Origin of the sequence: Micromonospora sp. NPDC049559 (assembly GCF_040676675.1) — a bacterium.
In the GTDB taxonomy this organism is placed as follows: domain Bacteria; phylum Actinomycetota; class Actinomycetes; order Mycobacteriales; family Micromonosporaceae; genus JBFAPK01.
Genome location: NZ_JBFAPK010000042.1, coordinates 1 through 26819 on the forward strand (window position 1 = coordinate 1; position 26819 = coordinate 26819).

The window sequence follows — 26819 nt, forward strand, 5'->3', positions numbered from 1 at the left end:
CCTTCAGGCCGGACATCGTCTTCGACTTCGGCTCCGGGGCCTTCTGCGGGCCGTCCGGGCCGTCCGGGTCGGAGGTGTTGACGTCCGAGAAGCCCGCGATGTCGCTGAAGAAGCTGGCGTTCTGCATGCCGTTCGGCGAGTACGCGTCGAAGTTCCAGGCGTCGACGAAGTTCTTGGCCTTCACGACCGTGCCGTCGTGGAACTTCGTGTTCTGCTTGATCTTGATGGTGTAGACCTTGGAGTCGGGCGTGGTGATCGACTCGGCCAGGGCGTTCTTGGGGGCGCCACCGTCGTTCGGGTACTCGACCAGCCCGGTCCACAGGGCGTCGATGAGCTTCCCGCCGCCGGTCTCCGTGGTGTTGGCCGGGACGAGGCCGACCTCCGGCTGCGTGCCGTAGATGCTGATGGCGCCGTTGGTGTCACCGGACGAGCTGTTGTCGCCGCCAGAGCTGCAGCCTGCCGCGACGAGCGCGCAGGCCGCGCCCAGCGCGACAGCGCTCGCACGCTTCGAGACTCTCATTACCGAGGGCCCTCCTCTTTCATGACCAGGTCTTGGTCGTGTGTCACACGCACATTGGGGGATCACGCCAGCCGGCAGGCGACGTTGGCGCCGACTGCCGGAAAGCTACCGCAGGGACTCGGGACACCCCAGATGCACCGATGATCCGCCGGGCTTACTCACCCCGATGCGCCCGTCGCCGCGCAGGCTCCCGGGGGGCGGACAGCCTGAACAGGGCGTTCGCGAGCGACGGGGGACCCGCAGGGCGGCTCACACGAGGGGGTGAGGTGACTGCAACTGTGACACCGACCTGCCCTTGACGTGAAGGTGCCGTTATCAAGACGTTAGTTGGCCGGTGCCCTGCCGATACTGAATGAAGATCATTCCGGATTTCCGCCGCACGCCGTTGACCTGCGATTTCGCCCCGACGGGCGATATGACCTCCTGCGCGTAGGCTCAGTGGTATGACCTTCCCCGCCTCCGCCCCGGCACTGTCCGACGTGCGCCGCGCACTGGCCGTGTTTGCCCATCCGGATGATGTGGATTTTGGCTCCGCGGGCACGATTGCCACCTGGGTGGACGAGGGTATCGAGGTCGCGTACCTGATCGTCACCCGGGGGGACGCCGGCGGATTCGACGACACGCCGCGCGCGGAGATCCCGGCGATCCGGGAACGCGAGCAGCGCGCGGCGGCCGCCGCGGTCGGCGTCACCCGGGTGGACTTCCTCGACGGGTACGCCGACGGCGCCCTCGCGCCGACGCTTGCGCTGCGCCGCGACATCACCGCGGCGATCCGCCGGTTCCGGCCGGACCGGGTGCTCACCAGTTCGCCGCTGCGGCGTTGGGAACAGCTCACCGGACCGAGCCACCCGGACCACCTGGCCGCCGGCGAGGCGACCACCTGCGCCATCTACCCCGACGCGCGCAACCCGTTCGCCTTCCCGGAGCTGCTGGACGAGGGGCTCCAGCCGTGGGTGGTGCGCGAGGTCTGGTACGCCGGCGGTCCCGCGCCGGACCACGCGGTCGACATCACCGACCGGTACGACCGCAAGCTCGCCGCGCTGCGGGCCCACGCCTCCCAGACCGCGCACCTCGACCTGGGGACCTGGCTGCGGGACCGGCTCACCACCATGGCGGAGAGCCTCGGCCTGCCGGACGACCGGCTGGCCGAGGCCTTCACGGTGCTGCGGACGGAGTAACGGCGCGCGGCGCGGCGGCGCGGCGGGTGCAACGAGCCGCCCGGCCGGCCGGACGCCGGGTCACACCAGGCGGCGGTCGGCCGCCCAGCGGGACAGCTCGTACCGGTTCGACATCTGCAGCTTCCGCAATACGTTCGAGACGTGCGTCTCCACCGTCTTGATGGAGATGAAGAGCTCCTTGGCGATCTCCTTGTACGCGTACCCGCGGGCGAGCAGGCGGAGCACCTCACGCTCCCGGTTGGTCAGCTGGTCGAGCTCCGGGTCGGCGACCGGCGCGTCGGGGCGGGCGGCGAAGGCGTCCAGCACGAACCCGGCCAGCCGGGGGCTGAACACGGCGTCGCCGTCGGCCACCCGGCGGATCGCCGCGGCCAGCTCGTCCGGGGAGATCGTCTTCGTGACGTAGCCCCGGGCGCCGGCCCGGATCAGCCCGATCACGTCCTCGGCGGCGTCGGAGACGCTCAACGCCAGGAACCGCACCTGCGGTTGGGTACGCCGCATCGACTCCAGCACCGCCCGACCGCCGCCGTCCGGCATGTGCACGTCGAGCAGGACCACGTCCGGCGCGGTCAGCGCGATCCGACTGATCGCCTCGGCCACCGTGCTCGCCTCGCCGACCACCTCCACGTGCGCGCCCAGCTCGGCGCGTACGCCGGCACGGAACATCGCGTGGTCGTCGACCAGGAAGACCCGCAGTCGCCGCGGCTCGCCGCCCGGCGCGTCCGTCCCGGGCCCGATCGGCTGCTCAATCATGATCTCTACCTGCCGCCCTTCCTGCGGTGGCACCGATCGGCAGGTGGAGCCGTACCTCGGTGCCCTGGCCCGGCTCGCTGCGGATCTCCGCCCGCCCGCCGTGCCGCTTCATCCGGCCGATGATCGAACCACGTACGCCGTGCCGGTGGTCCTCTACCGTAGCCGGGTCGAAGCCGGCGCCCCGGTCGCGTACGAAGACGCTCACCTGCTCCGGCTCGACCTCGGCGTAGAGCGAGATGGTCTGTACCTTGGCGTGCCGGGCCGCGTTGACCAGCGCCTCCCGGGCCGCGGCGACCAGCGCGCCGACCCGCTCGTCGGTCTCCCGGTCGCCCACCACCACCGCCTCGACGGTCACCGCGTAGGTGTCCTCCACCTCGGCCGCGACCTGCTCCAGCGCCGCGGCGAGCCGCTCGTACGGCGACGCGGTCGGCTTGTAGAGCCAGTTGCGCAGCGACCGTTCCTGGCCGCGGGCCAGCCGCTGCACGGTCTTGACGTCACCGGCGTTGCGCAGGATCAGCGCGAGGGTGTGCAGCACCTGGTCGTGCACCATGGCCGCCAGTTCGGCGCGCTCCTGCTCGCGGATCCGTCCCTCCCGCTCGGCGCGCAGCTGGTTGTAGGTGCGCCAGAGGACCGGGGCGGCCACCACGCCGACGCCCGCGAGCCCCACCAGCGCGAAGATCACGCCGTAGAGCACCGCGTCGAGGCTGTCCTGCGGGGAGAAGACCGCCGCCACCCCGATGATGCCGACCGCCACCAGCACGCCGCCGCCGATGAAGCGCAGGACGAAGGCGCGCCGGTCGCTCTCCTCCACCACCGCGCCGAGCCACGGCACCGGCATCGACTCGCTCCACTGCCGCCGCCGCTCGGGGGCGGACTGGTGCCAGATCACTCCGGCGCCGACCGCGATGATCGCCACCAGCCAGCCGGCGGTACTCGCCACGCCGATCGAGTCGAAGACCATCACCTGGACCAGGATCATGCCGAGGCCGATGGCGACGAAGGGCAGCAGTTGGAAGATGTCCCGGCGCGGCGGCTCGGCGGTCGCCGGCCCCGGTTGCAGCGGTACCACCGCCCAGAAGGCGGCATAGAGCAGCAGGCCCAGCCCGCTGAGCCCGAGCAACACCGCGAAGGCCACGCGTACCCGCACCACGGAGATCCCGACGTGCTCGGCGATACCGCTGGCCACGCCGGCGACCATGCGGCCGTGGCGGGCCCGGTAGAGGCGGGGTGGCTCGGTCGTGGTGATGATCGCTGGCTCCCTGGTCGGTGGCGTGCACCGATCGTCACACGGCGCGGCCCGTTCCGGCCACGGGGACGACCCGGACATCGAGCTGCGGGATCTCAGGGTCCGCTCAGGGTTGCCGCCTGAGGCCGCTCGGGTACGCGAGCGGCGACGATCGAAGTATGACCGACGACGCTGCCGCGCACCCGGGGGCGCAGACGACCAGCGGGGACTCCACCGTATCCGCTCCGGGACCGGGTCCGGTGCCCTCGACGCCCGAGCCGGCGGCCGAAGCCCGGCCCGGCGACGCACCGCCGGGCGACACGCGGCCGGCCGACCCGCCGACCGGCGGCGCGGCCCCGCCACCGCCGCCACCGCCCGGCCCGCCGCCGGGATGGGGGTACGGCCCGGGCGCCGCCCCGCCGCCGCCCACCGGAGCCGGCTTCACCTCCCGGTACGGGCTGGTCCGCCCGCGCGACGGCCGCTACCTGGCCGGGGTCTGCGCCGCGATCGGCCGGGCCACCAACACCGACCCGGTGCTCTGGCGGGTGCTCCTCGCCGTACTGGGCTTCTTCGGCGGCATCGGCATCCTGGTCTACGTCGCGGCGTGGTTGATCATCCCGGGCGAGGGGGACACCGCCTCCCCGGTCGAGTCCATGCTGGGCCGGGGCCGGTCGAGCATGTCGCCGGTCACGGTGATCGTGCTCAGCGTCCTGGTCGCGGTCAGCTTCGGCTTCATCGTCACCGACGCGTTCCGGGCCGTGCTGCTCGGCGCGGCGATCCTGATCGGCGGGGCGATCCTGCTCAACCGGGACGCGGGCCGCCGGGACGCCAACGCGGACCGGACCGGCGCCGCGCCGGCCGGCGTCGCTCCCGGCGCGCCGGCGGCGGGCGGCGGCTTCGCCGCCGCGGCGCCGGGCCAGCCCGGCCCGACGACCGCCTTCCCGGCGGCGCCGGGCGCCGGCCACCCCGGCGCGGGGGGCTTCGTCGCCCCGGCCGGCGCCCGGTATGCCGAGCCGGGCCGTCCGGCCTCCTACCCGGCGGCGCCCGGCGGGTACCAGCAGCCGGAGGCGCGCGGGACCGCGGCGGCGGGCCAGGCGGGCGGCGGGACCGCCGAGCCGCCGACCGAGCCGCTGCCCGCCTGGTCCGCCCTGACCACGAGCCCGCTGCCGCCCGCCCCCGGGTACGGCGCGTCGGGCTACGGCACCCCGGCGTACGGCACGCCCGGCTACGGGCCGCCGCCCGGCGGCGCCTACCGGCCGCCCTTCGCCCCGCGCGGCCCGTACGCGGGCACCGGACCGTACCCGCCGGGTGGCGCACCGGTCCCCCCGCCCGCGAAGCCCCCGAAGGCGCCCCGCAACCGCGAGCGCTCGCCCCTCGGCGCGGCGACCTTCTCGCTGATCTTCCTGGCCATCGGCGTGACGGCGATCCTGGACCTCGGCGGCGTGATCTCGGTACCGGTCTCCGGCTACTTCGCGGTGGCGCTGACCACCATCGGCCTCGGCCTGCTCGTCGGTACCTGGTTCGGCCGGGCCCGGTGGCTGATCGCGCTCGGCCTGGCGGGGGCGGTCGCGCTCGGCATCGCCACGCTCGCCGAGTCGTACGAGGGGGTCCAGGGGCCGGACGCGCCCGTGGTCTGGACGCCGACGAGCTACCAGGAGTTGGCCGACCGGTACGAGAACCAGTTCGGTGACTCGACGCTCGACCTGCGCAACGTCGACTTCGGCGGGCACGAAACCGACATCTCGGTGCAGGTCAACGTCGGCTCGCTGACGATCCTGGTACCGCCGCGGGTCGACGTCACGACCGAGACCCGGGTACGGGCCGGCGACACGGACATCTTCGGCACGCACTGGAGCGGCTTCGACCGGACCGACCGTACGGCCACCGACTACGGCAGCGACGGTCCGGGCGGCGGCACGCTGCGGCTCGACCTGAACGTCAACGCGGGCAACCTGGAGGTCCGGCGATGAGGGCGCACCGTACCGACGGAGTGTCGTTCACCTTCGGCGTGCTCTTCCTGGCGCTCTCGGGCTGGTGGCTGGTCGGTCAGCTGCTGGACCTGGCGCTGCCACCGGTCGGCTGGTTCATGGCCGGCGCGCTGATCCTGCTCGGCAGCCTCGGCCTGCTCGGCGCGGTACGGGCGGCCCGCAACGGCTCCGCGCCGAACGAAACCGCGCGGACGGGCGCGACGCCGGACGGTTCGACGCCGGCCGCGCCCACCAGCGGCGGCGGGCTGCCGCCGACCAGCGGCGCCGGCGCGGAACCGACCAGCGGCGCCGGTCCCCGGCCGACGAGCGGGGCACCCGGGTATCCGGGCTCCGGCACCTGGTCGGCCGAGGATCCGGTCACCGCGCCGCCGGCGTCCGGCGGTGACCGCGACCGCTGACGCGCATCGGTGCACGCCTGTTCGGCCGCACCCTATGCTGGCCGGTGGAGGTTTCCGCCTCCGCCGGCCGGTCCGCGTCGGGCGAGCCGGAAACGGTGTCCCCGTCCGTTCCGTCCGGCCGTCCCGACCCCGACCCCGCGAGGAGCTCGTCCGACATGACCCAGTCCCCCGTCGTCGGTCCCGCCGGTCCGCCCGACCCGGTCCGTCTCGGCGAGCGTGCCGCCCGCACCCTCACCGCCGAACTCGCCCGGCACCACGGTCCGAAGACCGCGCTGGTGGTCGGGGCCACGCCGGACAGCGTCGTGCTGGCCGTCGCGCTAGGCGCGCTGCTGCCGGGCGACACGCTCACGCTGGTACCCGCCGACGGCACGGACGCCGACCGGCTGCGGGAACACCTGACGCTCCAGGGGCAGTGGGTGGCCGACCGGGTACGGATCGTCGACTCGCTCGCGGCCGCCGACCCGGCCGACGTGGTGGTGGCGGCCGAGCCGTTCACCGGCTCCGCGGAGGCGGCCCGGGCCACCCTGGAGGAGCTGGGCAAGTACGTCGGGCCCGGCGGCGTGTTGACCGTGGCGGTACCGGCCCTGCCCGGGCGTACCCCGGACGCCGCCGCCGAGCTGGACCGCCAGGACGCCCTCTTCGGCGTCGGTACCGACCTGGTGCTGCGCAACCACCCGCCGGTACGCGTGCACCGGCTGCGCTTCACCCCGGCCGACATCGCCGTGGCGGCCCGGCTCGCCCCGGCCTACCGCCCGTCCAGCATCCCGCTGACCCGCAACATGCACATCGACTCGAACGGCGTCGCGGCGGCCGGCATCGCGCTCGGCCTGGCCGCGCTCACCCGGGCCGCCCGGCCGAAGTCGAAGCTCTGGCTGGTGCCGGCGCTGGCCGCCGCCCCGGTCGCCGCGTTCTTCCGCGACCCGGAACGGGACATCCCGGAGGATCCCGCGGCCGTGGTGGCCGCGGCGGACGGTCGGGTGCTCTCGGTCCAGCGGCTGCCCGACGAGCGGTTCGGCGACGGCGAGTTCCTCCGGATCGCGGTCTTCCTCTCCGTCCTCGACGTGCACGTCAACCGCGCCCCCGTGGCCGGCAAGGTGGCCGACTACTTCGTCGCCGACGGCGGCTTCGCGGCCGCGATGAAGCCGGACGCCGAGCACAACGTGGCGGCGTACACGGTCCTCGACACCGATCACGGGACGGTGGTGGTGGCCCAACGGACCGGGTTGATCGCCCGCCGGATCGTGCACCGGGCACCGGTCGGCTCGCTGCTGGCCCGTGGGGAGCGGTTCGGGCTGATCCGCTTCGGCTCGCGTACCGACGTCTACCTGCCGGCCGACGCCGCGGACCCGGTGGTGGCCCCCGGCGACAAGGTCGTCGGCGGCTCCTCCGTGATCGCCCGCTGGCGCTGACGGGCCCGCGCCACCGACGCGGCGGCGACAACGACGAAGGGCGCGCCCCGGATCGCTCCGGGGCGCGCCCTTTCCGTCGGGTCGGGGGCGGTCAGGCCGGCCGGGCCGCCCGGCGCTGGCGCAGCCAGAGCAGCGGGCCGCTGGCCAGGTAGCCGACCACCACCAGCGCGAAGGTGAGCCGTACGTCGATCAGCGCGCCGATGACCGGGGCGAGCCAGAGCCACGGCGGCAGCTTGATCAGGCGAGCCAGCTTGGCGTACGGGAAGCTCGACACCATCGCGAACGCCAGCAGCGCCACCACGGCGACCTGGGCCGTACCGGGTACCGGCAGGCCGATCAGTACGGCGAGGGCGAGTACCGCGGCGGCCATGGTGGTCGGCACGCCGCAGAAGAACCGGCCGTCCCTGGGCGAGATGTTGAACCGGGCGAGCCGGATCGCCGAGCAGGCCGCGACCAGGGCGCAGGCGACCGCGGCGGCGGTGGTCGAGACGGAGCCGGCCAGCGAGGCGTAGACCACGACCGGCGCGGCCAGGCCGAACGAGCACATGTCGGCCAGCGAGTCCATCTGGGCGCCGAACGGGCTCGCCACCCCAAGCTTGCGGGCCAGCGCGCCGTCGAGGCCGTCGAAGGCGACGCAGGCGATCAGGAACCCGGCGGCGGTGCGGACCTCCCCGTGCATGGCCAGGAAGATGGCGAGCATGCCGAGCGTGAGGCTCGCCAGCGTGCAGGAGTTGACCAGCGCGAACTTGATCCGCCGGGCGGTGGTGCGCTCGCCGGGCAGCAGCGGTACGCCGCCGCTGGCCGCCGGCTCGACCGGGGCCACGGGGCCGCCGAGCGCGGGGCTGACCGGGACGACCGCCTCGATCTCCGCGCGGATCTCCGCGTCGGCGAAGCGCCCGAAGCCGTAGCGTCGCGACGGCCGGGGGGCCGCCGGGTACGGGTGTCCGGGCGTCAGGGTGGCGGTGCCGCCGCCGAGCCCGCGGTCCCGGCCCGGCTCCTGGTCCCGGCGCGCCACCCGGACCAGGAGCACCTGACGGGCGAAGGCGCCGCTGCGGCGCAGCTGCCCGGTCCATCGGCGTCCGGCGGGGCGGGGATTGTCCGTGGTACGACGCCGACGCCAAGGGGTCCTCGGCACGTTTCCTCCATCACCGGGATGCCCGTTTCGCCCATTCGGCGGACGAACTCCCGGCTGTCTCGTGCCGACCAAGTGTGACCGGCAACCTCTTTTGCGGCCTACACCATCGCACAATCAGCGTTGGTTGGCGATATCTGTTGACCGAACTTTTACGGGCAAACCGGCCGACCAGGAATATCTTCCCAATCCAGCCGGAATCACGCCAGGGGTCCAGCCCGGCGGAGTCCCGTCACTTTACTGTAGACATCCACGACACTGAGTCGGGGCGGCCCGCACCCCGCATGATCAGGGCCGATGCCGGGGGCCGGCGCGGCCGTGGGCCGCTCAGCCGGTCGGTTCGGCGGCGAGCCGCGCCAGGGCGGCGGCCGCGACGTCGGTCAGCGGCAGCTCGCGGGCCTCGGCGAGGTCGAACCACGCGGCCCGCGAGGTGGAGCCCGCCCGCTCCGTCACCACGGGCTCGGTCGGCGCCTCGACCATGAGCCGGTACGTCACCCGAACCCCGTGCCAGTCCAGCGGCACGCCCTCCGGCCCGAGCGCGGCGGGGTTGTGCAGGTTCGAGACGCCGAGCAGACCGGTGATCCGGCCGAGCTGCCCGGACTCCTCGACCAGCTCGCGCAGCAGCCCGGTGGCGGGCTGCTCGCCGTGGTCGGTACCGCCGCCGGGCAGGTGCCAGCGGCCGGCGCTCGGGTACCCGTCGGCGATCATGGTGAGCAGCACCCGTCCGTCCGGATCCGTGGCGAGCCCGTACGCGGCGAACCGCTGCCGCCGATCCGCGGCCGGCGGCGCGAGCGGCTGGCGCGGCCACGGCGGCGGGACGTCCTCGGGCAGCGGGGTCACCGGCAGGCCGAGCAGCTCCGCGGTGAACGGCATCAGCGGCAGCCGGGACAGCTCGTCGGGCGGTACCCAGGCGACCAGGTCGGTGGTGCCGGCCGCCTCGTCGCGCAGTACCCCACCGGTGGCGGCGACGTCGTAGATCACCCGGTCGGTGTGCAGGGCGACGTCCAGGTCCGGCAGCCGGATCACGTCGGCGACCACCGCGCGTACCTCGCCGACCTCGATCGTCAGGCCGGTCTCCTCGGTGAACTCGCGAGCCACCGCGACCGCCGGGTGCTCCCCGTGTTCGAGCCCGCCGCCCGGCAACTGCCAGAGCCCGGGGAAGTCGGCCAGCGCGGACGCGCGGGTCAGCAGCACCCGGTCACCGTCGCGGCAGAGCCCGTACGCCCCGATCCGCCGTCGTTGCCGCACCCGCAACACCCCCGCTCGTGTCGATCACGAGGGTAGCGGGTGCGGTCCGCCGATCATGGAGTTGGGGCCGGCGTTATGGGGCGGTATACGGCACTTCGCGCCGCCCCGACTCCGTGATCGACGGGCAGGCGGGGCGGTGCGGGCGCGGGCGGTCAGCCGAGGCGGGCGGCCTGGACGGCCTCGGCCGTCACCTCGGTCAGCCGTTCGGCGGGGAGGGCGCCCAGCTCGTCCGGCCCGAACCAGCGCGCCTCGCAGGTCGAGCCGCCGACGTCGCCCACCTTCGGTGGCGCCGGAGAATCGATCATCACGCGATAGAAGGCGCGTACGCCGTGCCAGTCGATCGGGTAGCCCTCCGGCCCGAGCGAGGCCGCGTCGCGGTGACTCGCCACGCCGAGCAGCTCGACCAGCCGCCCGCTCTGGCCGGTCTCCTCGACCAGTTCCCGGATGAGCGCGGCCCCCGGCTGCTCGCCGTAGTCGGTACCGCCGCCGGGCAGGTGCCAGCAGCCGGCCCCCGGGTAGCCGTCGGCGACCCGGGTGAGCAGCACCCGCCCGGCGGGATCGGTCGCCACCGCGTACGCGGCGAAGCGCTGCGCCCGGTGCAGCCCGTCCGGGCCGGGCACCGCGTGGAAGGACGGGTAGTCGGGGATCTCGTCCGGGGACTGGTCGATCGAGTCCGGCGGCAGCCCCAGCGCCCGGGCCGTGAACGGGCGCAGCGGCAGCCCCTTCGCCTCGTCCAGGGTGTGCCAGCGGACCAGGTCGGTGGGCTGGTCGACCCGGTCGGCGAGGGTACCGCCGCGGACGGCGACCGCGTAGAGCAGGCGGTCGGTGTGGATCGTGATGCCGCGTCCGGGCAGCGCCCGCACGTCGGCGAGGACGTCCCGTAGCCCGGTGACGGTGACGGAGAGACCGGTCTCGGCGGCGGTCTCGCGTACCACTGTGTGGTTGGGGTCCTCGCCGTGGTCGACGGCGCCGCCGGGGAGGGACCAGACGCCCGGGGTGCCGGACTGCGCCGAGGCGCGGACCAGGAGCACCCGGCCCGTCGAATCGGTACAAACTGCGTACGCCGCGATCCTGCGAAGCGGCTTCAGCGCGGGTTTCACGAGCTTGAATTCTCCACCGATCATGTTTCGAGCCCGGAACAAGAGTCGGATTCCTGACAGTTTGTTGCCCATCAGGGGGCAGTCAGGGTCGACCTCGGGGCGGTCACCGAGGCGCCGCCGCGTCCGGCGCGCGACCGTTGGGGCATGACCGACGCAGGTTTCACCCAGGCCCCGTACAAGCAGCTGCGCCGCCCGACGACCGACCGGATGGTGGCCGGCGTCGCCAGCGGGCTCGGCCGTTACTTCAACCTCGACCCGACGCTGGTCCGCGTCGTCTTCGCGGTCGCCGGGGTGCTGACCGGCGGCCTCGCGCTGCTGGCGTACCCGGTGATGTGGTTCCTGATGCCCGAGGAGCCGGCCGGCGCTCCCGCCTGGCCGCACCCGCCGGCGAGCGGACCGGGCTGGCGCGCGCCCACCGCGGGCCCGGCGACCCGCCCGGGGCCGGGCGCGCCCGTACCGCCGACGGCGCCGACCGCCCCGGGCCAGCCGGCCGCGGCCGAGGCCCCGCCGACCGTCCCGGGCCCGCCGCCCGGGGCGTGAGGCGTCGTCACTCCCACTCGATGGTGCCCGGAGGCTTGCTCGTCACGTCGAGCACCACCCGGTTGACCTCCGACACCTCGTTGGTGATGCGGGTGGAGATCCGGGCGATCACGTCGTACGGCAGCCGCGACCAGTCGGCCGTCATGGCGTCCTCGCTGGAGACCGGGCGCAGTACGACCGGATGGCCGTACGTGCGCCCGTCGCCCTGCACCCCGACGCTGCGTACGTCGGCCAGCAGCACGACCGGGAACTGCCAGACGTCGCGGTCGAGCCCGGCGGCGGTCAGCTCCTGACGGGCGATCAGGTCGGCGGCCCGGAGCACGTCGAGCCGCTCGCGGTCGACCGCACCGATGATCCGGATGGCCAGCCCCGGCCCCGGGAACGGGTGCCGCCAGACCATCGCCTCGGGCAGCCCGAGCGCCACGCCGAGCGCGCGGACCTCGTCCTTGAAGAGCGTGCGCAACGGCTCGACCAGCGAGAACCGCAGGTCCTCGGGGAGGCCGCCGACGTTGTGGTGGCTCTTGATGTTGGCGGTGCCGGTCCCACCGCCGGACTCCACCACGTCCGGGTAGAGCGTCCCCTGGACCAGGAACTCCACGTCCCCGCTCGCCGCGACCTCGCGGGCGGCGGCCTCGAAGACCCGGATGAACTCCCGACCGATGATCTTGCGCTTCTGCTCCGGGTCGGTGACCCCCGCGAGCGCGCCGAGGAACCGGTCGGCCGCGTCGACCACCTTCAGGCGGATGCCGGTCGCCGCCACGTAGTCCTTCTCCACCTGCTCGGCCTCGCCGGCCCGCAGCAGACCGTGATCCACGAAGACGCAGGTGAGCTGGTCACCGACGGCCCGGTGCACGAGCGCCGCGGCCACCGCCGAGTCGACCCCGCCGGAGAGCGCGCAGATGACCTCCTTCGTACCGACCTGGGCCCGGATCGCGGCCACCTGCTCGTCGATGATGTTGTCGGGCGTCCAGGTCGGCTCGATGCCGGCGATGTCGTACAGGAAGCGGGTCAGCATCTCCTGGCCGTGCGCGGTGTGCCCCACCTCGGGGTGGAACTGCACGCCGGCCCGCCGACCGGCGACGTCCTCGAACGCGGCGACCGGCGCCCCGGCGGACTCGGCGGTCACGGTGAAGCCCTCGGGGGCGGCCGTGACGCAGTCCCCGTGACTCATCCAGACCGGCAGCTCGGCCGGGAGGTCCCGCAGCAGCACGCCCGCGGCGTCGCCGGGCCGCAGCACCGTACCGCCGAACTCCCGGCTGCCGGTGTGCGCCACCGTGCCGCCCAGCGCCTGGGCCATCGCCTGGAAGCCGTAGCAGATGCCGAAGACCGGCACGCCCGCCTCGAACAGGGCCGGCTCGACGCGGGGCGCCCCGGGCTCGTAGACGCTGGCCGGGCCGCCGGAGAGGATGATCGCCGTCGGCTCCTTGGCCAGCATCTCGGCGAGCGGCATCGTGTGGGGCACGATCTCGGAATAGATCTTGGCCTCGCGTACCCGGCGCGCGATGAGCTGGGCGTACTGGGCTCCGAAGTCGACCACGAGAACGGGGCGCGGGGTGCTCATGCGCACCAAGCCTACCGACCGTGAGCGGGGACCCGGAGCGCGGCCGGCCGGCGGGGACGCGGCCGCCCCCGCGAGCGGGCTCTCCCGCAACACGTGCCCCTGGCTCACCGCCCGTCCCGGTCGTCCCGGCCGCGCGGCGGGCGCAGCGCCGCGGGGGCGTCGGGCGGTACGGCCGGACGCAGCGGCGGCACCGGGTCGATCCGGACGTACGGCGCACCGAGGTCGGGACGGGGATCCGGCTCACCCCGGTTGGGCCAGTACGACAGGGCCCGCTCCGCCTGGGCCGCGATCGTCAGCGACGGGTTCACACCGAGGTTCGCCGAGACCGCCGCCCCGTCCACCACGTGCAACCCGGGATGCCCGAAGACCCGGTGGTACGCGTCGACCACCCCCTCGTCGGCGGAGGCACCGATCACCGCGCCGCCGAGGATGTGCGCCGTCATCGGTACGTCGAACGGCTCGGTGACCGCGCCGCCCGGTACGCCGCCGATCTCCTCGGCGAGCAGCCGGGCCGCCCGGTTGCCCGCCGGGATCCAGCTCGGGTTCGGTGCCCCGTGCCCCTGGGTCGTCGCCAGCCGGAGCCGGCCGTGCCAGCCGCGCCGCGGGTGGGTGGTGAGCGAGTTGTCGAGCGACTGCATGACCAGGGCGATCACCGTACGCTGCGACCACTCACGGACCGAGAGCAGGCGCAGGTAGGTCAGCGGGGACCGGGCCATCGTCGCCAGCCAGCGCCGGACCCGGCGGGGACCGCCGTCGACCAGCGCGGACTGGAGCAGCCCCATCACGTTGGCGCCGCGCCCGTAGCGCACGGGCTCGACGTGGGTGCGCGCGTCCGGGTGGAAGGAACTGGTGATCGCGACGCCGGCGGTGAAGTCCAGCCCCCGGCGGCGGGCCTCGCCGCGCAGTACCGCGGCGCCGAGGATCGCCTCCGAGTTGGTCCGGGTCAGCGCGCCGACCCGGGGCGAGAGGCCGGGCAGCGCCCCGGTCGCCCGCATCTCGTGCAGCAGCCGCTGGGTGCCGAGCGCCCCGGCCGCGAAGACCACCTGGTCGGCGTGCAGGCGTCGGCGGCGCCGGGGCGGCCAGGCACCGGTCCGGACGGTCTCGACGACGTACCCGCCCTCGGCGGCGGGGCGTACCGCGGTCACGGTGGTCAACGGGTGGACCTCGGCGCCCAGCCGTTCGGCCAGCCACAGGTAGTTCTTGACCAGGGTGTTCTTGGCCCCGTGCCGGCAGCCGGTCATGCAGGCGCCGCAGTGCAGGCAGCCGGTCCGCTCCGGCCCTGCCCCGCCGAAGTACGGATCGGCCACCCGCTCGCCGGGCGAGCCGAGGTACACGCCGACCGGCGTCGGGTGGAAGGTGTCGCCCACGCCCATCCGCTCGGCCACCGCCCGCATCGCGTCGTCGGCGGCGGTCCGGACCGGGTACGTGGTCACGCCGAGCATCCGCCGGGCCTGGTCGTAGTGGGGCGCCAGCTCGGCCCGCCAGTCGGTGATGTCCCGCCACTGTGGATCGTCGTAGAACTCCGGCAGCGGCTCGTACAGCGTGTTGGCGTAGACCAGCGAGCCCCCGCCGACGCCGGCGCCGGAGAGGACGAGTACGCCCGCGCCGGACCGGCGTACGGCCGGGCGCAGCAGCGTGATCCGCTGGATGCCGTACCAGCCGAGTGCCGGGGCCCAGAGGAACCGGGGCAGGCGCCAGGAGGTCTCGGGCAGCTCGTCGTCGGCGAAGCGGCGCCCCGACTCCAGCACGGCGACCGAGTAGCCCTTCTCGATCAGCCGGAGCGCGGCCACGCTGCCGCCGAAGCCGGATCCGATGACGACCACGTCGTAGCGCATGGGCGCCATCATTACCGACGAGTAGCTTTCGCACCATGGGTGCCGGGTGCCTTCCGGGCAAGCTGTGACCAGGGTGCAACGTTCATCCGGGCCAAAACGTTCTTCAATTGAGGGCGGTCCCTCGACACACGCCCCCGGCGCGAGCCGGCATCTCCGGGCGCCCCGACACCGGCCGCGGATCCGGCCGAAGGGAGCGAGACATGGCGGGCACACATTCGCCCGGTTCCCCGGGCCCGGGCGGCGGGCCCGGTCGCACGGTCGGCGGCGTCCTCGCGGTCGTCACGCTGCTCGCGGTACTGGTCGGCGCCGGCTACGCCGTCGTCCAACTGCGACGGTCCGGCGTGGAGCACCCCGACGCCGGCCCCGCCGCGGCGCCCACCACCCCCTCGCCGGCGGCACCGTCGCCCACCCCCAGCCCGACGCCGGAGCCCGGCCGCGACATCACCGGCCCGCTCGACCTCCTGCTGGTCGGCGTCGACACCCGCATCGGGGTGCCCGGCTGGGAGCCGCACGGCGACGCCGTACTGGTCATGCACGTGACCCGGGAGCTGGACCGGGCGTACCTCTTCTCCCTCCCCCGCGACCTGGTGGTGGAGCTGCCGCCCTTCCCGAAGGCGGACTTCGACGGCGAGCGCACCAAGCTCACCCACGCGATGAGCTACGGCAGCCGGGTACCGGGCAAACGCGGCAAGCCGAACACCGCGCAGGGCTACGAGCTGCTGGAGACCGCGGTGCGCGACTACACCGGCATCGACTCCTTCGAGGCCGGGGCGGTACTGACCTTCGAGGGCTTCGACGACCTGGTGGACGCCCTCGGCGGCATCGACCTCTACGTCGACCAGCGGGTCGTCTCCCAGCACCGGCGCCCCGACGGCCGGCACCGGGCCGGCGGCGCGAACGGCTACGTCGGGCCGCAGATGGTCTACGAGAGGGGAAACCGGCACCTCGTGGGCTGGCAGGCGCTGGACTACGCGCGGCAGCGCTACACCACGGGCGGGGACTACGCCCGGCAGCGCCACCAGCAGCAGCTCGTCCGGGCCATCGTACGGAAGATCCTCAGCCAGGAGCTGGCCCGCGACCCGGACCGGCTCGACCGGGTGGTCCGCGCCCTGGGCGCCGCCCTCACCTTTCAGGGCAACGGCCAGCGGGTGGTCGACTTCGCGTTCGCGCTGAGCCGGCTCCCGGTGGCGGCGATCACCCTGGTCAGCCTCCCCGGACACTCGGTGAGCAGCGGCGGGCGCTACCGGGGCGAGCAGCTCGACCAGGTCGGGCGGGACTTCCTCACCGAACTCGTGGCCGGCCGGGCGGACGCCTTTCTGTCGACCCACCCGAAACTGGTGGTCCGCGACTGAGCCGGCGGCGCGGGTGTCAGCCCCGCCCGGGTACCGGCGGCGCGCCGGTACCGGAGAGCCACGCGTCGAAAAGCGGTCCGAGCTGCTTGCCCGACACCCGCTGCGCCACGGTGACGAAGTCCGCGGTGGTGGCGTTGCCGTCGCGCTTCTCCGCCGTCCAGCTCTTCAGGATCCGGAAGAACGCCTCGTCGCCGACGGTCAGCCGCAGGGCGTGCACCGCCAGCGCCCCGCGCTTGTAGACCGCGTTGCCGAAGATCCCCGCCCGACCGGGGTCGAGGGTCGGCTTCGCCCAGTCGGTGGCGGCATAGGCCGTGTCGAAGCTGCGCCGCAACGCCCCGGCCTGCTCGTGCTCCGCCCAGAGCCACTCGGCGTAGGTGGCGAAGCCCTCGTTCAACCAGATGTCGCTCCACCGGCTCAGCGACACGCTGTCGCCGAACCACTGGTGCGCCAGCTCGTGCGCGACCACGCCGGCGTTCTCGCCCGAGTCGAAGAAGACGGGACCGTAGACGGGCCGCGACTGCGTCTCCAGCGCGTACCGGATGCGCTGGTCGTCGACCACCACCCCGCCGTACGCGTCGAACGGGTACGGGCCGAACCGGGTGGCCAGGAAGTCGGCGATCTCGCCGGTACGGGCCACGGACCTGGCCGCCGCACCGTCGGCGGGCAGCGCCGCGGCCACCGCCGTCACCATCGGCTTGCCGGCGTGCGTGCCGGTGCTCACCCGGTACCGGCCGATCACCAGGGTGCTCAGGTAGCTCGCCATCGGCGACCGCTCGGACCACTTCCACGTGGTCCAGCCGCCGGTGGTGGTGCTCCCGCCCGGCACGCCGTTGCTGATCGCGGTCAGCCCGTCCGGCACGGTCGCCTCGATCTCGTACGTCGCCTTGTCGAGCGGGTGGTCGTTCACCGGGAACCAGGTGCTCGCCGACTCCGGCTGCCCCAGCGCGACGGCGCCCTCGGCGGTGGCGAGGAACCCGTTGGACCCGAGGTCCGGGCTGGTGACCGGGGCCGGCGTCCCGTCGTAGGCAACCTCCACCTCGAACCGCGCGCCCTTCGCGAGCCCACGGTCCGGGGTGACCACGAGTTCACCCTCGGCGCGCTGGTGCCGTGCCGCGGCACCGTCCACCCTGACGCCGCGCACGGTCAGCCCGGCGAGGTCGAGGTTGAACCGGGAGAGGTCCGCCGTGGCGGTCGCCGCGATCGTCGCGGTCCCGGTCAGCGCGCGCGACGCCGGGTCGTACCGGACCCTGAGCCGGTACGAACCGACGTCGTAACCGCCGTTGCCGTAGCTCGGGAAGTAGGGGTCGCCGATTCCGGCCGCGCCCGGGGAGAACTCGCCCGACCGTCGCGGTCCGGTCCCGGTGCAGCCGGTGGCCAGGAGCACGGCCAGCAGCACCACGGCCGTCGCCGGCCGGCTCCGATCCCCCATGACAACCCCTGATCCCTCCCGCCGGCTCACCGGTCCAGGACGAGCCCTACCTTCTGGAACTCCTTCAGGTCGCGGTACCCGCACTTGGCCATCGCCCGGCGCAGCCCGCCGAAGAGGTTCAGCTGGCCGTCCGGCTCGTCGGCCGGACCGAAGAGCAGCTTCTCCATCGAACCGAGCGAGCGCTCGGCGACGCCGAACGCCCCGCGCGGCAGCGAGGGGTGGCTCGCGGCCGAGTGCCACCAGGCGCCGGCCGCCGGGGCCTCGTCGCAGAGCGAGAGCGGCTCGCCGAGCATCACCGCGTCCGCGCCGCAGCCCAGGGCCTTGGCGATGTCGCCCGAGGTCTGCAGGTCACCGTCGGCGATGAGGTGGACGTACCGGCCGCCGGTCTCGTCGAGGTAGTCCCGGCGCGCCGCCGCGGCGTCGGCGATCGCGGTGGCCATCGGTACCCGGATGCCGAGCACCGACTCGGTGGTGGACCAGTCGTCCGAGCCGAAGCCGACGATCACCCCGGCCGCGCCGGTGCGCATCAGGTGCAGCGCCGTCTTGTAGTCGATGCAACCGCCCACCACCACCGGCAGGTCGAGGTCGGCGATGAACTCCTTGAGGTTGAGCGGCTCGTCCGTGGTGGAGACGTGTTCGGCCGAGACCAGGGTGCCCTGGATCACCAGGATGTCGACCCCGGCGTCCAGGATCACCGGGGCGAGCGCGAGCGTGTGCTGCGGCGAGACCCGTACCGCGACCGTGCCGCCGCCCTCGCGCATCTCGCGTACCCGCTCGGCGATCAGCTCGGGCCGGATGGGCTCGGCGTAGACCTCCTGCAGCCGCTTGGTGGCCCGGGCGGTCTCGTCCAGCCCGGAGAGCTCCTCCAGGATCTTCGTCGGGTTCTCGTACCGGGTCCAGAGCCCCTCGACGTTGAGCACGCCGAGGCCGCCGAGCTGGCCCAGCCGCGCCGCCGAACTCGGGCTCATCGTCGCGTCGGAGGGGTGTCCCAGGCAGGGGATCCCGAACTGGTACGCGTCGAGCTGCCACGCCGTCGAGACGTCGTCGACGTCCCGGGTACGGCGGCTGGGCACGATCGCGATGTCGTCCAGGTGGTAACCGCGCTGCGCGGTCTTGCCCAGCCCGATCTCGACCACGTCACGCATGGCTCACTCCAGGTTAGAAGGGGTCGCCGAACCGGCGGTGTCGTCAGCGGGTGTGGTAGTTGGGCGCCTCGACGGTCATCTGGATGTCGTGCGGGTGGCTCTCCTTGAGCCCGGCCGCCGTGATCCGGATGAGCTGGCCACGGCGGTGCAGCTCGGGGATGCTCTCGGCGCCCACGTATCCCATCGCCAGGCGGAGGCCACCGACCAGCTGGTGCGCGACGCGCGCGAGCGGGCCACGGTAGGGCACCTGGCCCTCGACGCCCTCCGGTACCAGCTTCTCCTCGCTGGTCACGTCCTCCTGGAAGTAGCGGTCCTTGGAGTAGGAGCGGACCTGGCCCCGGGACTGCATCGCGCCGAGCGAGCCCATCCCCCGGTACGACTTGAACTGCTTGCCGTTGATGAAGAGCAGCTCGCCCGGGCTCTCCTCGCAGCCGGCGAAGAGGCTGCCGAGCATCACGGTGTCGGCGCCGGCGACCAGGGCCTTGGCGATGTCCCCGGAGTACTGGATGCCGCCGTCGCCGATGACCGGTACGCCCGCCGGGCGGCAGGCCCGCGCCGCCTCCATGATCGCGGTGATCTGCGGCACGCCGACCCCGGCCACGATCCGGGTGGTGCAGATCGCCCCCGGACCGACGCCGACCTTGACGGCGTCCGCACCGGCCTCGACCAGCGCCTTCGCCCCGGCGTACGTCGCGACGTTGCCGCCGACGATGTCGACCTTCGTGTCCCGCTTGAGCGCCCGGACCATGTCGAGCACCGCCCGCTGGTGCCCGTGCGCGGTGTCGACGATCAGGACGTCGACGCCCGCGTCGACTAGCGCCCGGGCCCGCTTGTACGCGTCCTCGCCGACCCCGACGGCGGCCGCGACCCGCAGCCGACCCGCGTCGTCCTTGGTGGCGTTCGGGTACTGCTCGCTCTTGGTGAAGTCCTTCACCGTGATCAGGCCGCGCAGCCGGCCGGCGTCGTCGACCAGCGGCAGCTTCTCCACCTTGTGCCGGCGCAGCAGCGCGAGCGCGTCCTCCTTGGACACCCCGACCGGTGCGGTGACCAGCGGCATCGGGGTCATGATCTCGCGGACCGGGGTGGCCAGGTCGGTCACGAAGCGCATGTCCCGGTTGGTGACGATGCCCACCAGCGCGCCCTGGTCGTCGACGACCGGCACGCCGGAGATCCGGTAGCGCCCGCAGAGCGCGTCGACCTCGCGGATGGTGTGGTCCGGGCTACAGGTGACCGGGTTGGTGATCATCCCCGACTCGGAGCGCTTCACCAGGTCGACCTGCAACGCCTGGTCCTCCAGGGAGAGGTTGCGGTGCAGCACGCCGATGCCGCCCTGGCGGGCCATCGCGATCGCCATCCGCGCCTCGGTGACCGTGTCCATCGGGCTGGAGAGCAGCGGAAGGGCGAGGGTGACGTTACGGGTCATCCGGGTGACCGTGCTCACCTTGCTCGGCACGATGTCCGACTCGCCCGGTTGCAGCAGCACGTCGTCGAAGGTCAGGCCGAGCGGTACCGCCCGGGCCGAACCGGCCGGCAGCTCGGGCAGGTGTGCGGCGGGCAGGTCGGTGGCCCCGGCCGCCTGGTCGGCGGCGCCCATCGGAAGATCGGTGGCGGGCGAGTTTTCCACGATTTGTCCCCTGAGCTGGTCGGACGGCTTCGCCTGGTACACGGGCGCGCACGGGTCACCCGCGCTGGCGGCGCGATGGTTCATCGTACCCAGTGAGCTGTGCTTCCGCGCTCGCGCGCTCCACGGCGCCTTGAGGCGGCGTCTTCCCCTCCGCGGCGGCGTGGGTGGGTGGTCGCCCGCCGCGCCGCTCCGGTCCAGACACCGCCGCGCCGCTGCGCTCGCTCGCTGGGGAAGCCTGCGGGGCGCGACCGCTGCGCGGCGCGCTCCTCGGCTCCGGTCGGGTGGCGCTGTGGCCCGCGTCCCGCGCTCCTCGACTTCGGGCGGGTGGGGCGCTGTGATGCGCGTCCCGGCTTCTCAGGTCCGGGCGGGTGGGCCGGTCGCGCATGTCCGCTGCGATGTCGGGCGGGCGGGGATCCGGGGGGTACGACTACGGTGGAGGGGTGCACGACGAGCCGATCGACCCCTTCAACGGCGACCCCGCCGACCCGTCGGCGGGTCTCGACGACCCGGTCGAGGAGAACGAGCTCGACCCGCTGACCGAGGTCGAGCGGCAGGACGTGCTCGAGGACCTCGCCGACCTGGAGGTCTACCAGGCGTTGCTGCAGCCGGTCGGGGTACGCGGATTGGTGATCGAGTGTGAGGACTGCCGTGAGCCGCACTACTTCGACTGGGATCTGCTCCGGGGCAACCTGCGGCACCTGCTGAACTCCGGCCGGCCCCGGGTGCACGAGCCGGCCTACGACCCGGACCCGGACCACTACGTGACCTGGGAGTACGCCCGCGGCTACGCGGACGGGGTGCACGACACGCTGACCGAGGGCACCGACGAGGACGAGGACTGACCCGGTCCCCGGCGGACCGGGTCCGGCTTGCCCGGACCGGGCGGAGCGCCGAGGGGCTCGCGGTCGGGCCCCCGCCGCCGTGCTCAGGCCACCAGCCCAGCGCGGAAGCCCGCCGCCACGGCGTGCGCCCGGTCCCGGGCGCCGAGCTTGCGGAACAGCCGCCGGGCGTGCGTCTTGACCGTGTCCTCCGAGACGAAGAGTTCCCGGCCGATCTCCGCGTTGCTCTTGCCGTCGGCCATCCCGAGTAGCACCTGCATCTCCCGCTCGGTCAGCGCCACCTGGCGCCCCGGCGCGCCGCCGGCGGCCCGGGAGTAGTCGCCGCCGTTCCCGGACTCGCCCCGGCGATCGGCGCCGAAGCGGGCGTCCGGCGCGGCGTTGGCCCGCGGGTCGCCCGCCGTGCCGGCCTGCGGCTGGCCGTTCGGCGACGTCGGCTCGCCCTCGTCGACCGCGTCCTCGCCACGCTGGACCGGCACGATCATCGCGCCGGGCGCCCCCGCGTTCGGCGAGCCGGAGGCGGACTTCGCGGCGGGTTCCGGGCCGGCGTTGCGGCCGGCCGGCGGCACCGCGCCGGGCCGGACCGGCAGCCGCGAGCCGGGATCGGTACGCGCCTCCGCGGCGGTACGCCCGGTCGTGGCGCCCAATTCCCCGGGCAGCCCCGGACGGCCACCCGGGGCCGGCCCGGCCAGACCCGCCGGGTTGCGGCCGACGCCGCCTCGGCCACCGCCGGCCACCCGGCTCGGACCGGCGAGCAGCAGCATCGCCTTGGCGACGACGCTGACCAGGTCGTACTCCGCGTTGCAGGAGATCAGGCCGCGGGCGCCGGCGGCGATGGCGGCCGACGCCACCCCCGGCTCCTCGCTGCCGAAGAGCAGGATCGCGGCGCCGGGGGCCCGGGCCAGCACCCGCCGGGTGAAGCCGACGCTGTCGGGCCGAGTGAGCGCGGTGTCGGCGAGAACCACGTCCGCAGGCCGCTCGGCCAGCCGCAGCATCACCTCGGGGTCGGACACCGCGGTACGAACCGCAGTGGACAAACCAAGCCGAGCAGCGGCAGACGCGACATTCTGCGCCGCGAGTGGGGTCCGGACACAGACGAGGACGGTACGCACGGTGGTCTCCTCTCCTGCAACGAGAGAACCACGAGACCCTCTGATCATGAAGAGTTTCCGGCTGATCAACGGGAACTTTTTGGCCCGCCCCGCCCGGACGGCGCCCGCGACCTGCGGCACCGCCCCGCCGAGGGTGCGGGTACCCGGGTTGGGGCCGGGCAAGGGGCCGCACCACGGCCGGCGCGAACTTTTTGATCTGTTACGTGTGAGGCGACGGGTGGTTGGGTATCGGACCCTCCGGGGTCGGATCGGTACGCGTGCGCGGGCTGCCGCCGAAACGGCTCCCGTGACCGGTCATCACGGCGCCGCGCGGAAGGAGGGTGCTGATGTCGAACGTACGCAGGCTGCCCGGACCCATCGTCGACCTGTGGGACTGGCAGCGGCTCGGCGCGTGCCGGGGCCGCGACAGCGCCCAGTTCTTCCACCCGGACGGCGAGCGGGGCTCCTCCCGGAACCGGCGGGAGGCCCGGGCCAAGGCGGTCTGCGGCACCTGCCCGGTGCGCGCCGAGTGCGCCGCGCACGCCCTGGCGGTCCGCGAGCCGTACGGGGTGTGGGGCGGTTTCAGCGAGTCCGAACGCCTGCGGCTGCTCGCCCTGGGCTGGGAGGACGTCGCCGATCGGCACCGCAGCCGGGTCGACGTCGGCCGCCTTGAGGCGCGGCTGGGACAGCCGCACAAGTCCACGGTGCCGGACCAGCGCCACGTCGCCTGAGCCCGCACCCGCGCCCCATCCTTCGCCGATCTAGGGCAAATCCTCGTGATTGGAGATCAATCAACGAGGATTTGCCCTAGATCGCGTGTCAGCGGATCGTCACCCGTACCGTGTGGTAGCCGGTCGCCCCGTCGGGGAGCACGTCCTGCGGGCGCTCGGTCTGCACCTCGCCGGTCCGGTCGGTGGCCCGGACCTGCAGCGTGTGCTCGCCCGGGGTCGCCGGCCACGGCCAGGACCACTGCACCCAGGTGTCGACCGACGAGGCCGGGGCGAGCCGGGCCGGCTGCCAGTCGCCCCCGTCGACGCGTACCTCGACCCGCTCGACGCCCCGGTGCTGGGCCCAGGCCACACCCGCGACCGTCACCGTTCCCGCGTCCAGCCCCCGGCCGGTGCGCGGGGTGTCGATCCGGGACTGGGTCTTGATCGGGCCCCGGGCCGACCAGCCGCGCCGCACCCAGTACGCGTCGAAGTCCGCGAAGGCGGTCAGCTCCAGCTCGACCACCCACTTGCACGCCGAGACGTAGCCGTAGAGGCCGGGCACCACGAGCCGGACCGGGAAGCCGTGCTCCACGGGGAGCGGCTCGCCGTTCATGCCGATCGCCAGCAGCGCGTCCCGGCCGTCGAGCAGCGCGGCGGTGGGGATGCCGCAGGTCCAGCCGTCCGCCGACCGGGCCACCACCTGGTCCGCCCCGTCGAGCGGCCCGGCCTCCTCCAGCAGCCGCTTGAGCGGCGTACCGAGCCAGCGGGCGTTGCCGACCAGGTCACCGCCGACCTCGTTGGAGACGCACGTCAGCGTGATGTCCCGCTCGATCATCGGCCGGCGCAGCAGCTCGGCGAAGTCGATCGTGACCGGTTCGCGTACCCGCCCGTGGATGCGCAGTTGCCAGTCGTCCGGGTCGACCTGCGGGACCGTCAGCGCGGTGTCGATGCGGTAGAACACCGGGTTCGGGGTCAGGTACGCCGACAGCCCGGGGACCGTCGGCTCACCGCCGGCCGGTACCGGCGCCGCCGCGCTGACCGGGGCGGGCAGGGTCACCGCCGCCCGTGCCTGCGCGACGCCGCGCCGGGTCGCCAGCGAACGCCCCGCGAACCCGCTGACTGCCGCGGCGGCCAGCGCCACCGCCGCCCCGGTGAGGAACCGCCGGCGCTCCTGGTCGTACTCCTCGGCGGCGAACCTGGCCACCTGGTCCTCGGCGTCGCGGCCCGCCGCGGGGACACCGCCGGCGCCGGAACCACGGGCGGTCTCGGGTCGCCGCGGGTTCTCCAGCGGCCCGGTGGTCAGCGCCCAGAGCAGCCCGGCGGCCAGCGCCGCGCCGACCAGGGCGGGCAGGGCGGCGGCCGGGCCGGCCGCCGGCCGGGTCAGCGCGGCGGCGACGCCCACGGCGGCGAAGAGCCCGATCCCGGCCAGGCCCACCGCGAGCCGCCGTACGGCGAGCGCGCCGACCAGCGCCGCGAACGCCGCGAGCAGGACGGCGGTACCGGTCAGCAGCGCCGTCTTGTCGTGCACCCCGAACAGGTCGATGGCGAACCGTTTCAGCGGCTCGGGCACGGTGTCGACGACCACCCCGCCGACCGCGACCAGCGGCGCCGACCGGGGTCCGGTGGCCACGGCGACCAGCTCGGCCGCCCCGATCGCGACGCCCGCCGCGGCGAGCCCGGCCAGCGCGCCGAGCCAACCCGATCGGGTTCCCGCCGTCGCGCGCGCCGCTACCGCCCCGCTCGTTTCCACCGCACCGCTCGTCTCCACCGTGCCAGTGTCGATCCTCGGCCGGCTGGGCGGTACCGCGGCCAAGGGCCGTAAGGGAGCGGTAAGAGTGATGTCGCGCACCGGCGCGGGCCGGGCGCCCCGGCCGGGGATCCGGCGGCGGCCGGTACGGGAACGAAAGATCCGCGTGACCAGCGGCCGGGGCGCGGTACGCGCCGGGGCCGTGCCTGGTCACGCGGATCTCGGTGCTACGTCGATCTCCGACCGTGGTCGGGGACCGGGTCAGAAACCGGGGCCGTGCTGGTGTCCGTGGCCGTGGCTGTGGCCGTGCCCACCGGCGGCGGCCGGCTCGGCCTTCTCCGGCTTCTCCACGACCAGGCTCTCCGTGGTGAGCAGCAGGCCGGCGATGGACGCCGCGTTGCTCACCGCGTTGCGGGTGACCTTGACCGGGTCGATGATGCCGCTCTCGGGGAGGTCGACGTACTCGCCCTTGGCCGCGTCGAGCCCGACGCCCCACTCCTTGCCGGAGACCTTCTCCACGACCACGTTGCCGTCGTGGCCGGCGTTCTGCGCGATCCAGCGCAGCGGCTCGGCGAGCGACTTGCGGACGATGGAGACGCCGACCTTCTCGTCGCCGGTGAGGCCCAGGCCGTCGTCGAGGACCGAGGCGATCTGGACGAGCGCCGCGCCGCCGCCGGGGACGGTACCCTCCTCGACCGCGGCCTTGGTCGCGGCGATGGCGTCCTCGATGCGGTGCTTGCGCTCCTTCATCTCGACCTCGGTGGCGCCGCCGGCCTTGATCACCGCGATGCCGCCGGAGAGCTTCGCCAGCCGCTCGGCCAGCTTCTCCCGGTCCCAGTCGGAGTCCGATGCCTCGATCTCCTTGCGGATCTGGGCGACCCGGTCGGCCACCTCGGAGTCGCGGCCGCGGCCGTCGACGAAGGTGGTCGTGTCCTTGTCGACCACGACCCGGCGGGCGCTGCCCAGCGCCTCCAGGCCGACCGCGTCGAGCTTGTAGCCCAGCTCGGGCGCGACCAGCTCGGCGCCGGTCAGGATCGCCAGGTCCTGCAGCATCGCCTTGCGGCGGTCGCCGAAGCCGGGCGCCTTCACCGCGCAGACCTTGAGGGTCTTGCGGATCGAGTTGACCACCAGCGTGGAGAGCGCCTGGCCCTCGACGTCCTCGGCCACGATCAGCAGCGGCTTGCCGCTCTGCACGACCTTTTCGAGCAGCGGCAGCAGCTCCTCGATCGCGGAGATCTTCTGGGTGGTGATCAGGATGTGCGGCTCCTCGAGAACCGCCTCCTGCGACTCCGTGTCGGTGACGAAGTTCGGCGAGATGAAACCCTTGTCGAACTGGAGGCCCTCGGTGACCTCCAGCTCGGTGGCGAGCGCGGAGCCCTCCTCGACGGTGATGACGCCGTCGCGGCCGACCTTCTCCATCGCCTCGGCGATCATGTCGCCGATGGTGGCGTCCTGCGCCGAGATCGTCGCGACGTGCGCGATCGACTGCTTGTTGCTGCCGACCTCGACGGCCTTGTCGAGCAGCGCGGCGGAGACCTTCTCGGCCGCCGCGTCGATGCCCCGCTTGAGGCCCGCCGGGTTGGCGCCGGCCGCCACGTTGCGCAGGCCCTCACGGACCATCGCCTGGGCGAGCACGGTGGCGGTGGTGGTCCCGTCGCCGGCGACGTCGTTGGTCTTGGTCGCCACCTCCTTGACCAGCTGGGCGCCGAGGTTCTCGTACGGGTTGGTGAGCTCGATCTCCTTGGCGATGGTCACGCCATCGTTGGTGATCGTCGGCGCACCGAACTTCTTGTCCAGGACGACGTTACGCCCGCGCGGCCCGAGAGTGACCTTGACCGTGTCAGCGAGAGTATTGACACCGTGCTCCAGCAGGTGCCGGGCGTCGTCCGAAAAACTCAGGATCTTCGCCATTGATGCCCCTTCAGACATGCAATCGTTCGTCCGGCCGGGCCGGTGGCCCCGCGCGGAGGCGGTGGACGCCGGTCCGGCCGGAGAAGCAGT

General features: G+C 73.8%; 21 protein-coding genes and 1 pseudogene. 8 read left to right on the plus strand and 14 right to left on the minus strand.

Features of this window, described 5'->3' with window-relative positions:
• On the minus strand, positions 1–520 hold a 520-nt coding region (locus AB0J86_RS32385), incomplete at its 3' end, for an ABC transporter substrate-binding protein (RefSeq protein WP_363861476.1).
• A 443-nt stretch (positions 521–963) separates the two neighbouring features.
• Between AB0J86_RS32385 and AB0J86_RS32390 the strand changes: the two genes are divergently transcribed.
• On the plus strand, positions 964–1698 hold the full coding sequence (locus AB0J86_RS32390; protein ID WP_363861477.1) for a PIG-L deacetylase family protein: 735 nt from the start codon (positions 964–966) through the stop codon (positions 1696–1698).
• 60 nt (positions 1699–1758) lie between these two features.
• Here the strand turns inward: AB0J86_RS32390 and AB0J86_RS32395 are convergent, their stop codons facing one another.
• Together AB0J86_RS32395 and AB0J86_RS32400 are read right to left on the minus strand one after the other, a co-directional pair.
• Positions 1759–2448, minus strand: a complete 690-nt coding sequence (locus AB0J86_RS32395; RefSeq protein ID WP_363861478.1) for a response regulator transcription factor — start codon at positions 2446–2448, stop codon at positions 1759–1761.
• Positions 2441–3775 carry a PspC domain-containing protein gene (locus tag AB0J86_RS32400; protein ID WP_363861479.1) on the minus strand — a complete coding sequence of 445 codons (1335 nt, stop codon included), beginning with the start codon at positions 3773–3775 and terminating at the stop codon, positions 2441–2443. The genes AB0J86_RS32395 and AB0J86_RS32400 overlap by 8 nt, the downstream gene beginning before the upstream one ends.
• A gap of 77 nt (positions 3776–3852) precedes the next feature.
• On the opposite strand from AB0J86_RS32400, the gene AB0J86_RS32405 reads away from it, so the two are divergent.
• From AB0J86_RS32405 to AB0J86_RS32415, 3 genes and pseudogenes are all read left to right on the plus strand, one after another.
• On the plus strand, positions 3853–5643 hold the full coding sequence (locus AB0J86_RS32405; RefSeq protein WP_363861480.1) for a PspC domain-containing protein: 1791 nt from the start codon (positions 3853–3855) through the stop codon (positions 5641–5643).
• Positions 5640–5822 (plus strand): annotated as a pseudogene (locus tag AB0J86_RS32410) (hypothetical protein); the annotation flags it as partial. The gene AB0J86_RS32405 and the pseudogene AB0J86_RS32410, both read left to right, overlap by 4 nt.
• 392 nt (positions 5823–6214) lie before the next feature.
• Positions 6215–7468 carry a phosphatidylserine decarboxylase gene (locus AB0J86_RS32415; protein WP_363861481.1) on the plus strand — a complete coding sequence of 418 codons (1254 nt, stop codon included), beginning with the start codon at positions 6215–6217 and terminating at the stop codon, positions 7466–7468.
• Between the two features lie 91 nt (positions 7469–7559).
• Here AB0J86_RS32415 and AB0J86_RS32420 read toward each other — a convergent pair whose 3' ends face one another.
• The 3 genes from AB0J86_RS32420 to AB0J86_RS32430 all read right to left on the minus strand — a co-directional run bounded on the left by AB0J86_RS32420 (position 7560) and on the right by AB0J86_RS32430 (position 10948).
• Positions 7560–8528 carry a CDP-alcohol phosphatidyltransferase family protein gene (locus AB0J86_RS32420; RefSeq protein ID WP_363861536.1) on the minus strand — a complete coding sequence of 323 codons (969 nt, stop codon included), beginning with the start codon at positions 8526–8528 and terminating at the stop codon, positions 7560–7562.
• Positions 8529–8927: 399 nt separating this feature from the next.
• Positions 8928–9848, minus strand: coding sequence for an NUDIX domain-containing protein (locus tag AB0J86_RS32425; RefSeq protein ID WP_363861482.1), 921 nt, complete (start codon positions 9846–9848; stop codon positions 8928–8930).
• A gap of 152 nt (positions 9849–10000) precedes the next feature.
• Positions 10001–10948: an NUDIX hydrolase gene (locus AB0J86_RS32430; protein WP_363861537.1), complete on the minus strand. Its 948-nt coding sequence runs from the start codon at positions 10946–10948 to the stop codon at positions 10001–10003.
• Positions 10949–11092: 144 nt separating this feature from the next.
• Between AB0J86_RS32430 and AB0J86_RS32435 the strand changes: the two genes are divergently transcribed.
• The gene (locus tag AB0J86_RS32435) at positions 11093–11488 is read left to right on the plus strand and encodes a PspC domain-containing protein (RefSeq protein WP_363861483.1); all 396 of its coding nucleotides are present in this window, start codon (positions 11093–11095) and stop codon (positions 11486–11488) included.
• Positions 11489–11495: 7 nt separating this feature from the next.
• Here the strand turns inward: AB0J86_RS32435 and guaA are convergent, their stop codons facing one another.
• Positions 11496–13049 (minus strand): glutamine-hydrolyzing GMP synthase, encoded by a 1554-nt coding sequence (gene guaA / locus AB0J86_RS32440; protein WP_363861484.1) that lies wholly within the window; start codon positions 13047–13049, stop codon positions 11496–11498.
• A 104-nt stretch (positions 13050–13153) separates the two neighbouring features.
• Positions 13154–14884 carry a GMC family oxidoreductase gene (locus AB0J86_RS32445; RefSeq protein ID WP_363861485.1) on the minus strand — a complete coding sequence of 577 codons (1731 nt, stop codon included), beginning with the start codon at positions 14882–14884 and terminating at the stop codon, positions 13154–13156.
• Positions 14885–15084: 200 nt separating this feature from the next.
• Between AB0J86_RS32445 and AB0J86_RS32450 the strand changes: the two genes are divergently transcribed.
• Positions 15085–16236, plus strand: coding sequence for an LCP family protein (locus tag AB0J86_RS32450; protein ID WP_363861486.1), 1152 nt, complete (start codon positions 15085–15087; stop codon positions 16234–16236).
• Between the two features lie 16 nt (positions 16237–16252).
• Here the strand turns inward: AB0J86_RS32450 and AB0J86_RS32455 are convergent, their stop codons facing one another.
• From AB0J86_RS32455 to guaB, 3 genes are read right to left on the minus strand one after another with little or no spacing between them, the layout of a single operon-like run.
• Positions 16253–17665: a M1 family metallopeptidase gene (locus AB0J86_RS32455; protein ID WP_363861487.1), complete on the minus strand. Its 1413-nt coding sequence runs from the start codon at positions 17663–17665 to the stop codon at positions 16253–16255.
• Positions 17666–17691: 26 nt separating this feature from the next.
• Positions 17692–18810, minus strand: a complete 1119-nt coding sequence (locus tag AB0J86_RS32460) for a GuaB3 family IMP dehydrogenase-related protein (protein WP_363861488.1) — start codon at positions 18808–18810, stop codon at positions 17692–17694.
• A 43-nt stretch (positions 18811–18853) separates the two neighbouring features.
• A complete protein-coding gene (gene guaB / locus AB0J86_RS32465; RefSeq protein WP_363861538.1) occupies positions 18854–20404 on the minus strand; it encodes an IMP dehydrogenase in 1551 nt (516 codons plus the stop codon).
• Positions 20405–20874: 470 nt separating this feature from the next.
• On the opposite strand from guaB, the gene AB0J86_RS32470 reads away from it, so the two are divergent.
• Entirely contained in the window at positions 20875–21276 is a 402-nt protein-coding gene (locus AB0J86_RS32470; protein WP_363861489.1) for a DUF5319 domain-containing protein, read from the plus strand.
• Between the two features lie 83 nt (positions 21277–21359).
• Here the strand turns inward: AB0J86_RS32470 and AB0J86_RS32475 are convergent, their stop codons facing one another.
• Positions 21360–22382 (minus strand): LuxR C-terminal-related transcriptional regulator, encoded by a 1023-nt coding sequence (locus AB0J86_RS32475; RefSeq protein ID WP_363861490.1) that lies wholly within the window; start codon positions 22380–22382, stop codon positions 21360–21362.
• A gap of 326 nt (positions 22383–22708) precedes the next feature.
• Between AB0J86_RS32475 and AB0J86_RS32480 the strand changes: the two genes are divergently transcribed.
• On the plus strand, positions 22709–23092 hold the full coding sequence (locus AB0J86_RS32480) for a WhiB family transcriptional regulator (protein WP_363861491.1): 384 nt from the start codon (positions 22709–22711) through the stop codon (positions 23090–23092).
• A gap of 88 nt (positions 23093–23180) precedes the next feature.
• Here the strand turns inward: AB0J86_RS32480 and AB0J86_RS32485 are convergent, their stop codons facing one another.
• Together AB0J86_RS32485 and groL are read right to left on the minus strand one after the other, a co-directional pair.
• A complete protein-coding gene (locus AB0J86_RS32485) occupies positions 23181–24755 on the minus strand; it encodes a sulfite oxidase (RefSeq protein ID WP_363861539.1) in 1575 nt (524 codons plus the stop codon).
• A gap of 324 nt (positions 24756–25079) precedes the next feature.
• On the minus strand, positions 25080–26729 hold the full coding sequence (gene groL, locus AB0J86_RS32490) for a chaperonin GroEL (RefSeq protein ID WP_363861492.1): 1650 nt from the start codon (positions 26727–26729) through the stop codon (positions 25080–25082).
• Positions 26730–26819: the final 90 nt, after the last annotated feature.

Coding starts and splice junctions, on each gene's coding strand:
- AB0J86_RS32390 (WP_363861477.1), top strand. CDS start 964: ATGACCTTCCCCGCCTCCGCCCCGGCACTGTCCGACGTGCGCCGCGCA.
- AB0J86_RS32395 (WP_363861478.1), bottom strand. CDS start 2,448: ATGATTGAGCAGCCGATCGGGCCCGGGACGGACGCGCCGGGCGGCGAG.
- AB0J86_RS32400 (WP_363861479.1), bottom strand. CDS start 3,775: ATGTCCGGGTCGTCCCCGTGGCCGGAACGGGCCGCGCCGTGTGACGAT.
- AB0J86_RS32405 (WP_363861480.1), top strand. CDS start 3,853: ATGACCGACGACGCTGCCGCGCACCCGGGGGCGCAGACGACCAGCGGG.
- AB0J86_RS32415 (WP_363861481.1), top strand. CDS start 6,215: ATGACCCAGTCCCCCGTCGTCGGTCCCGCCGGTCCGCCCGACCCGGTC.
- AB0J86_RS32435 (WP_363861483.1), top strand. CDS start 11,093: ATGACCGACGCAGGTTTCACCCAGGCCCCGTACAAGCAGCTGCGCCGC.
- guaA (WP_363861484.1), bottom strand. CDS start 13,049: ATGAGCACCCCGCGCCCCGTTCTCGTGGTCGACTTCGGAGCCCAGTAC.
- AB0J86_RS32445 (WP_363861485.1), bottom strand. CDS start 14,884: ATGCGCTACGACGTGGTCGTCATCGGATCCGGCTTCGGCGGCAGCGTG.
- AB0J86_RS32450 (WP_363861486.1), top strand. CDS start 15,085: ATGGCGGGCACACATTCGCCCGGTTCCCCGGGCCCGGGCGGCGGGCCC.
- AB0J86_RS32455 (WP_363861487.1), bottom strand. CDS start 17,665: ATGGGGGATCGGAGCCGGCCGGCGACGGCCGTGGTGCTGCTGGCCGTG.
- AB0J86_RS32460 (WP_363861488.1), bottom strand. CDS start 18,810: ATGCGTGACGTGGTCGAGATCGGGCTGGGCAAGACCGCGCAGCGCGGT.
- guaB (WP_363861538.1), bottom strand. CDS start 20,404: ATGGGCGCCGCCGACCAGGCGGCCGGGGCCACCGACCTGCCCGCCGCA.
- AB0J86_RS32480 (WP_363861491.1), top strand. CDS start 22,709: ATGTCGAACGTACGCAGGCTGCCCGGACCCATCGTCGACCTGTGGGAC.
- groL (WP_363861492.1), bottom strand. CDS start 26,729: ATGGCGAAGATCCTGAGTTTTTCGGACGACGCCCGGCACCTGCTGGAG.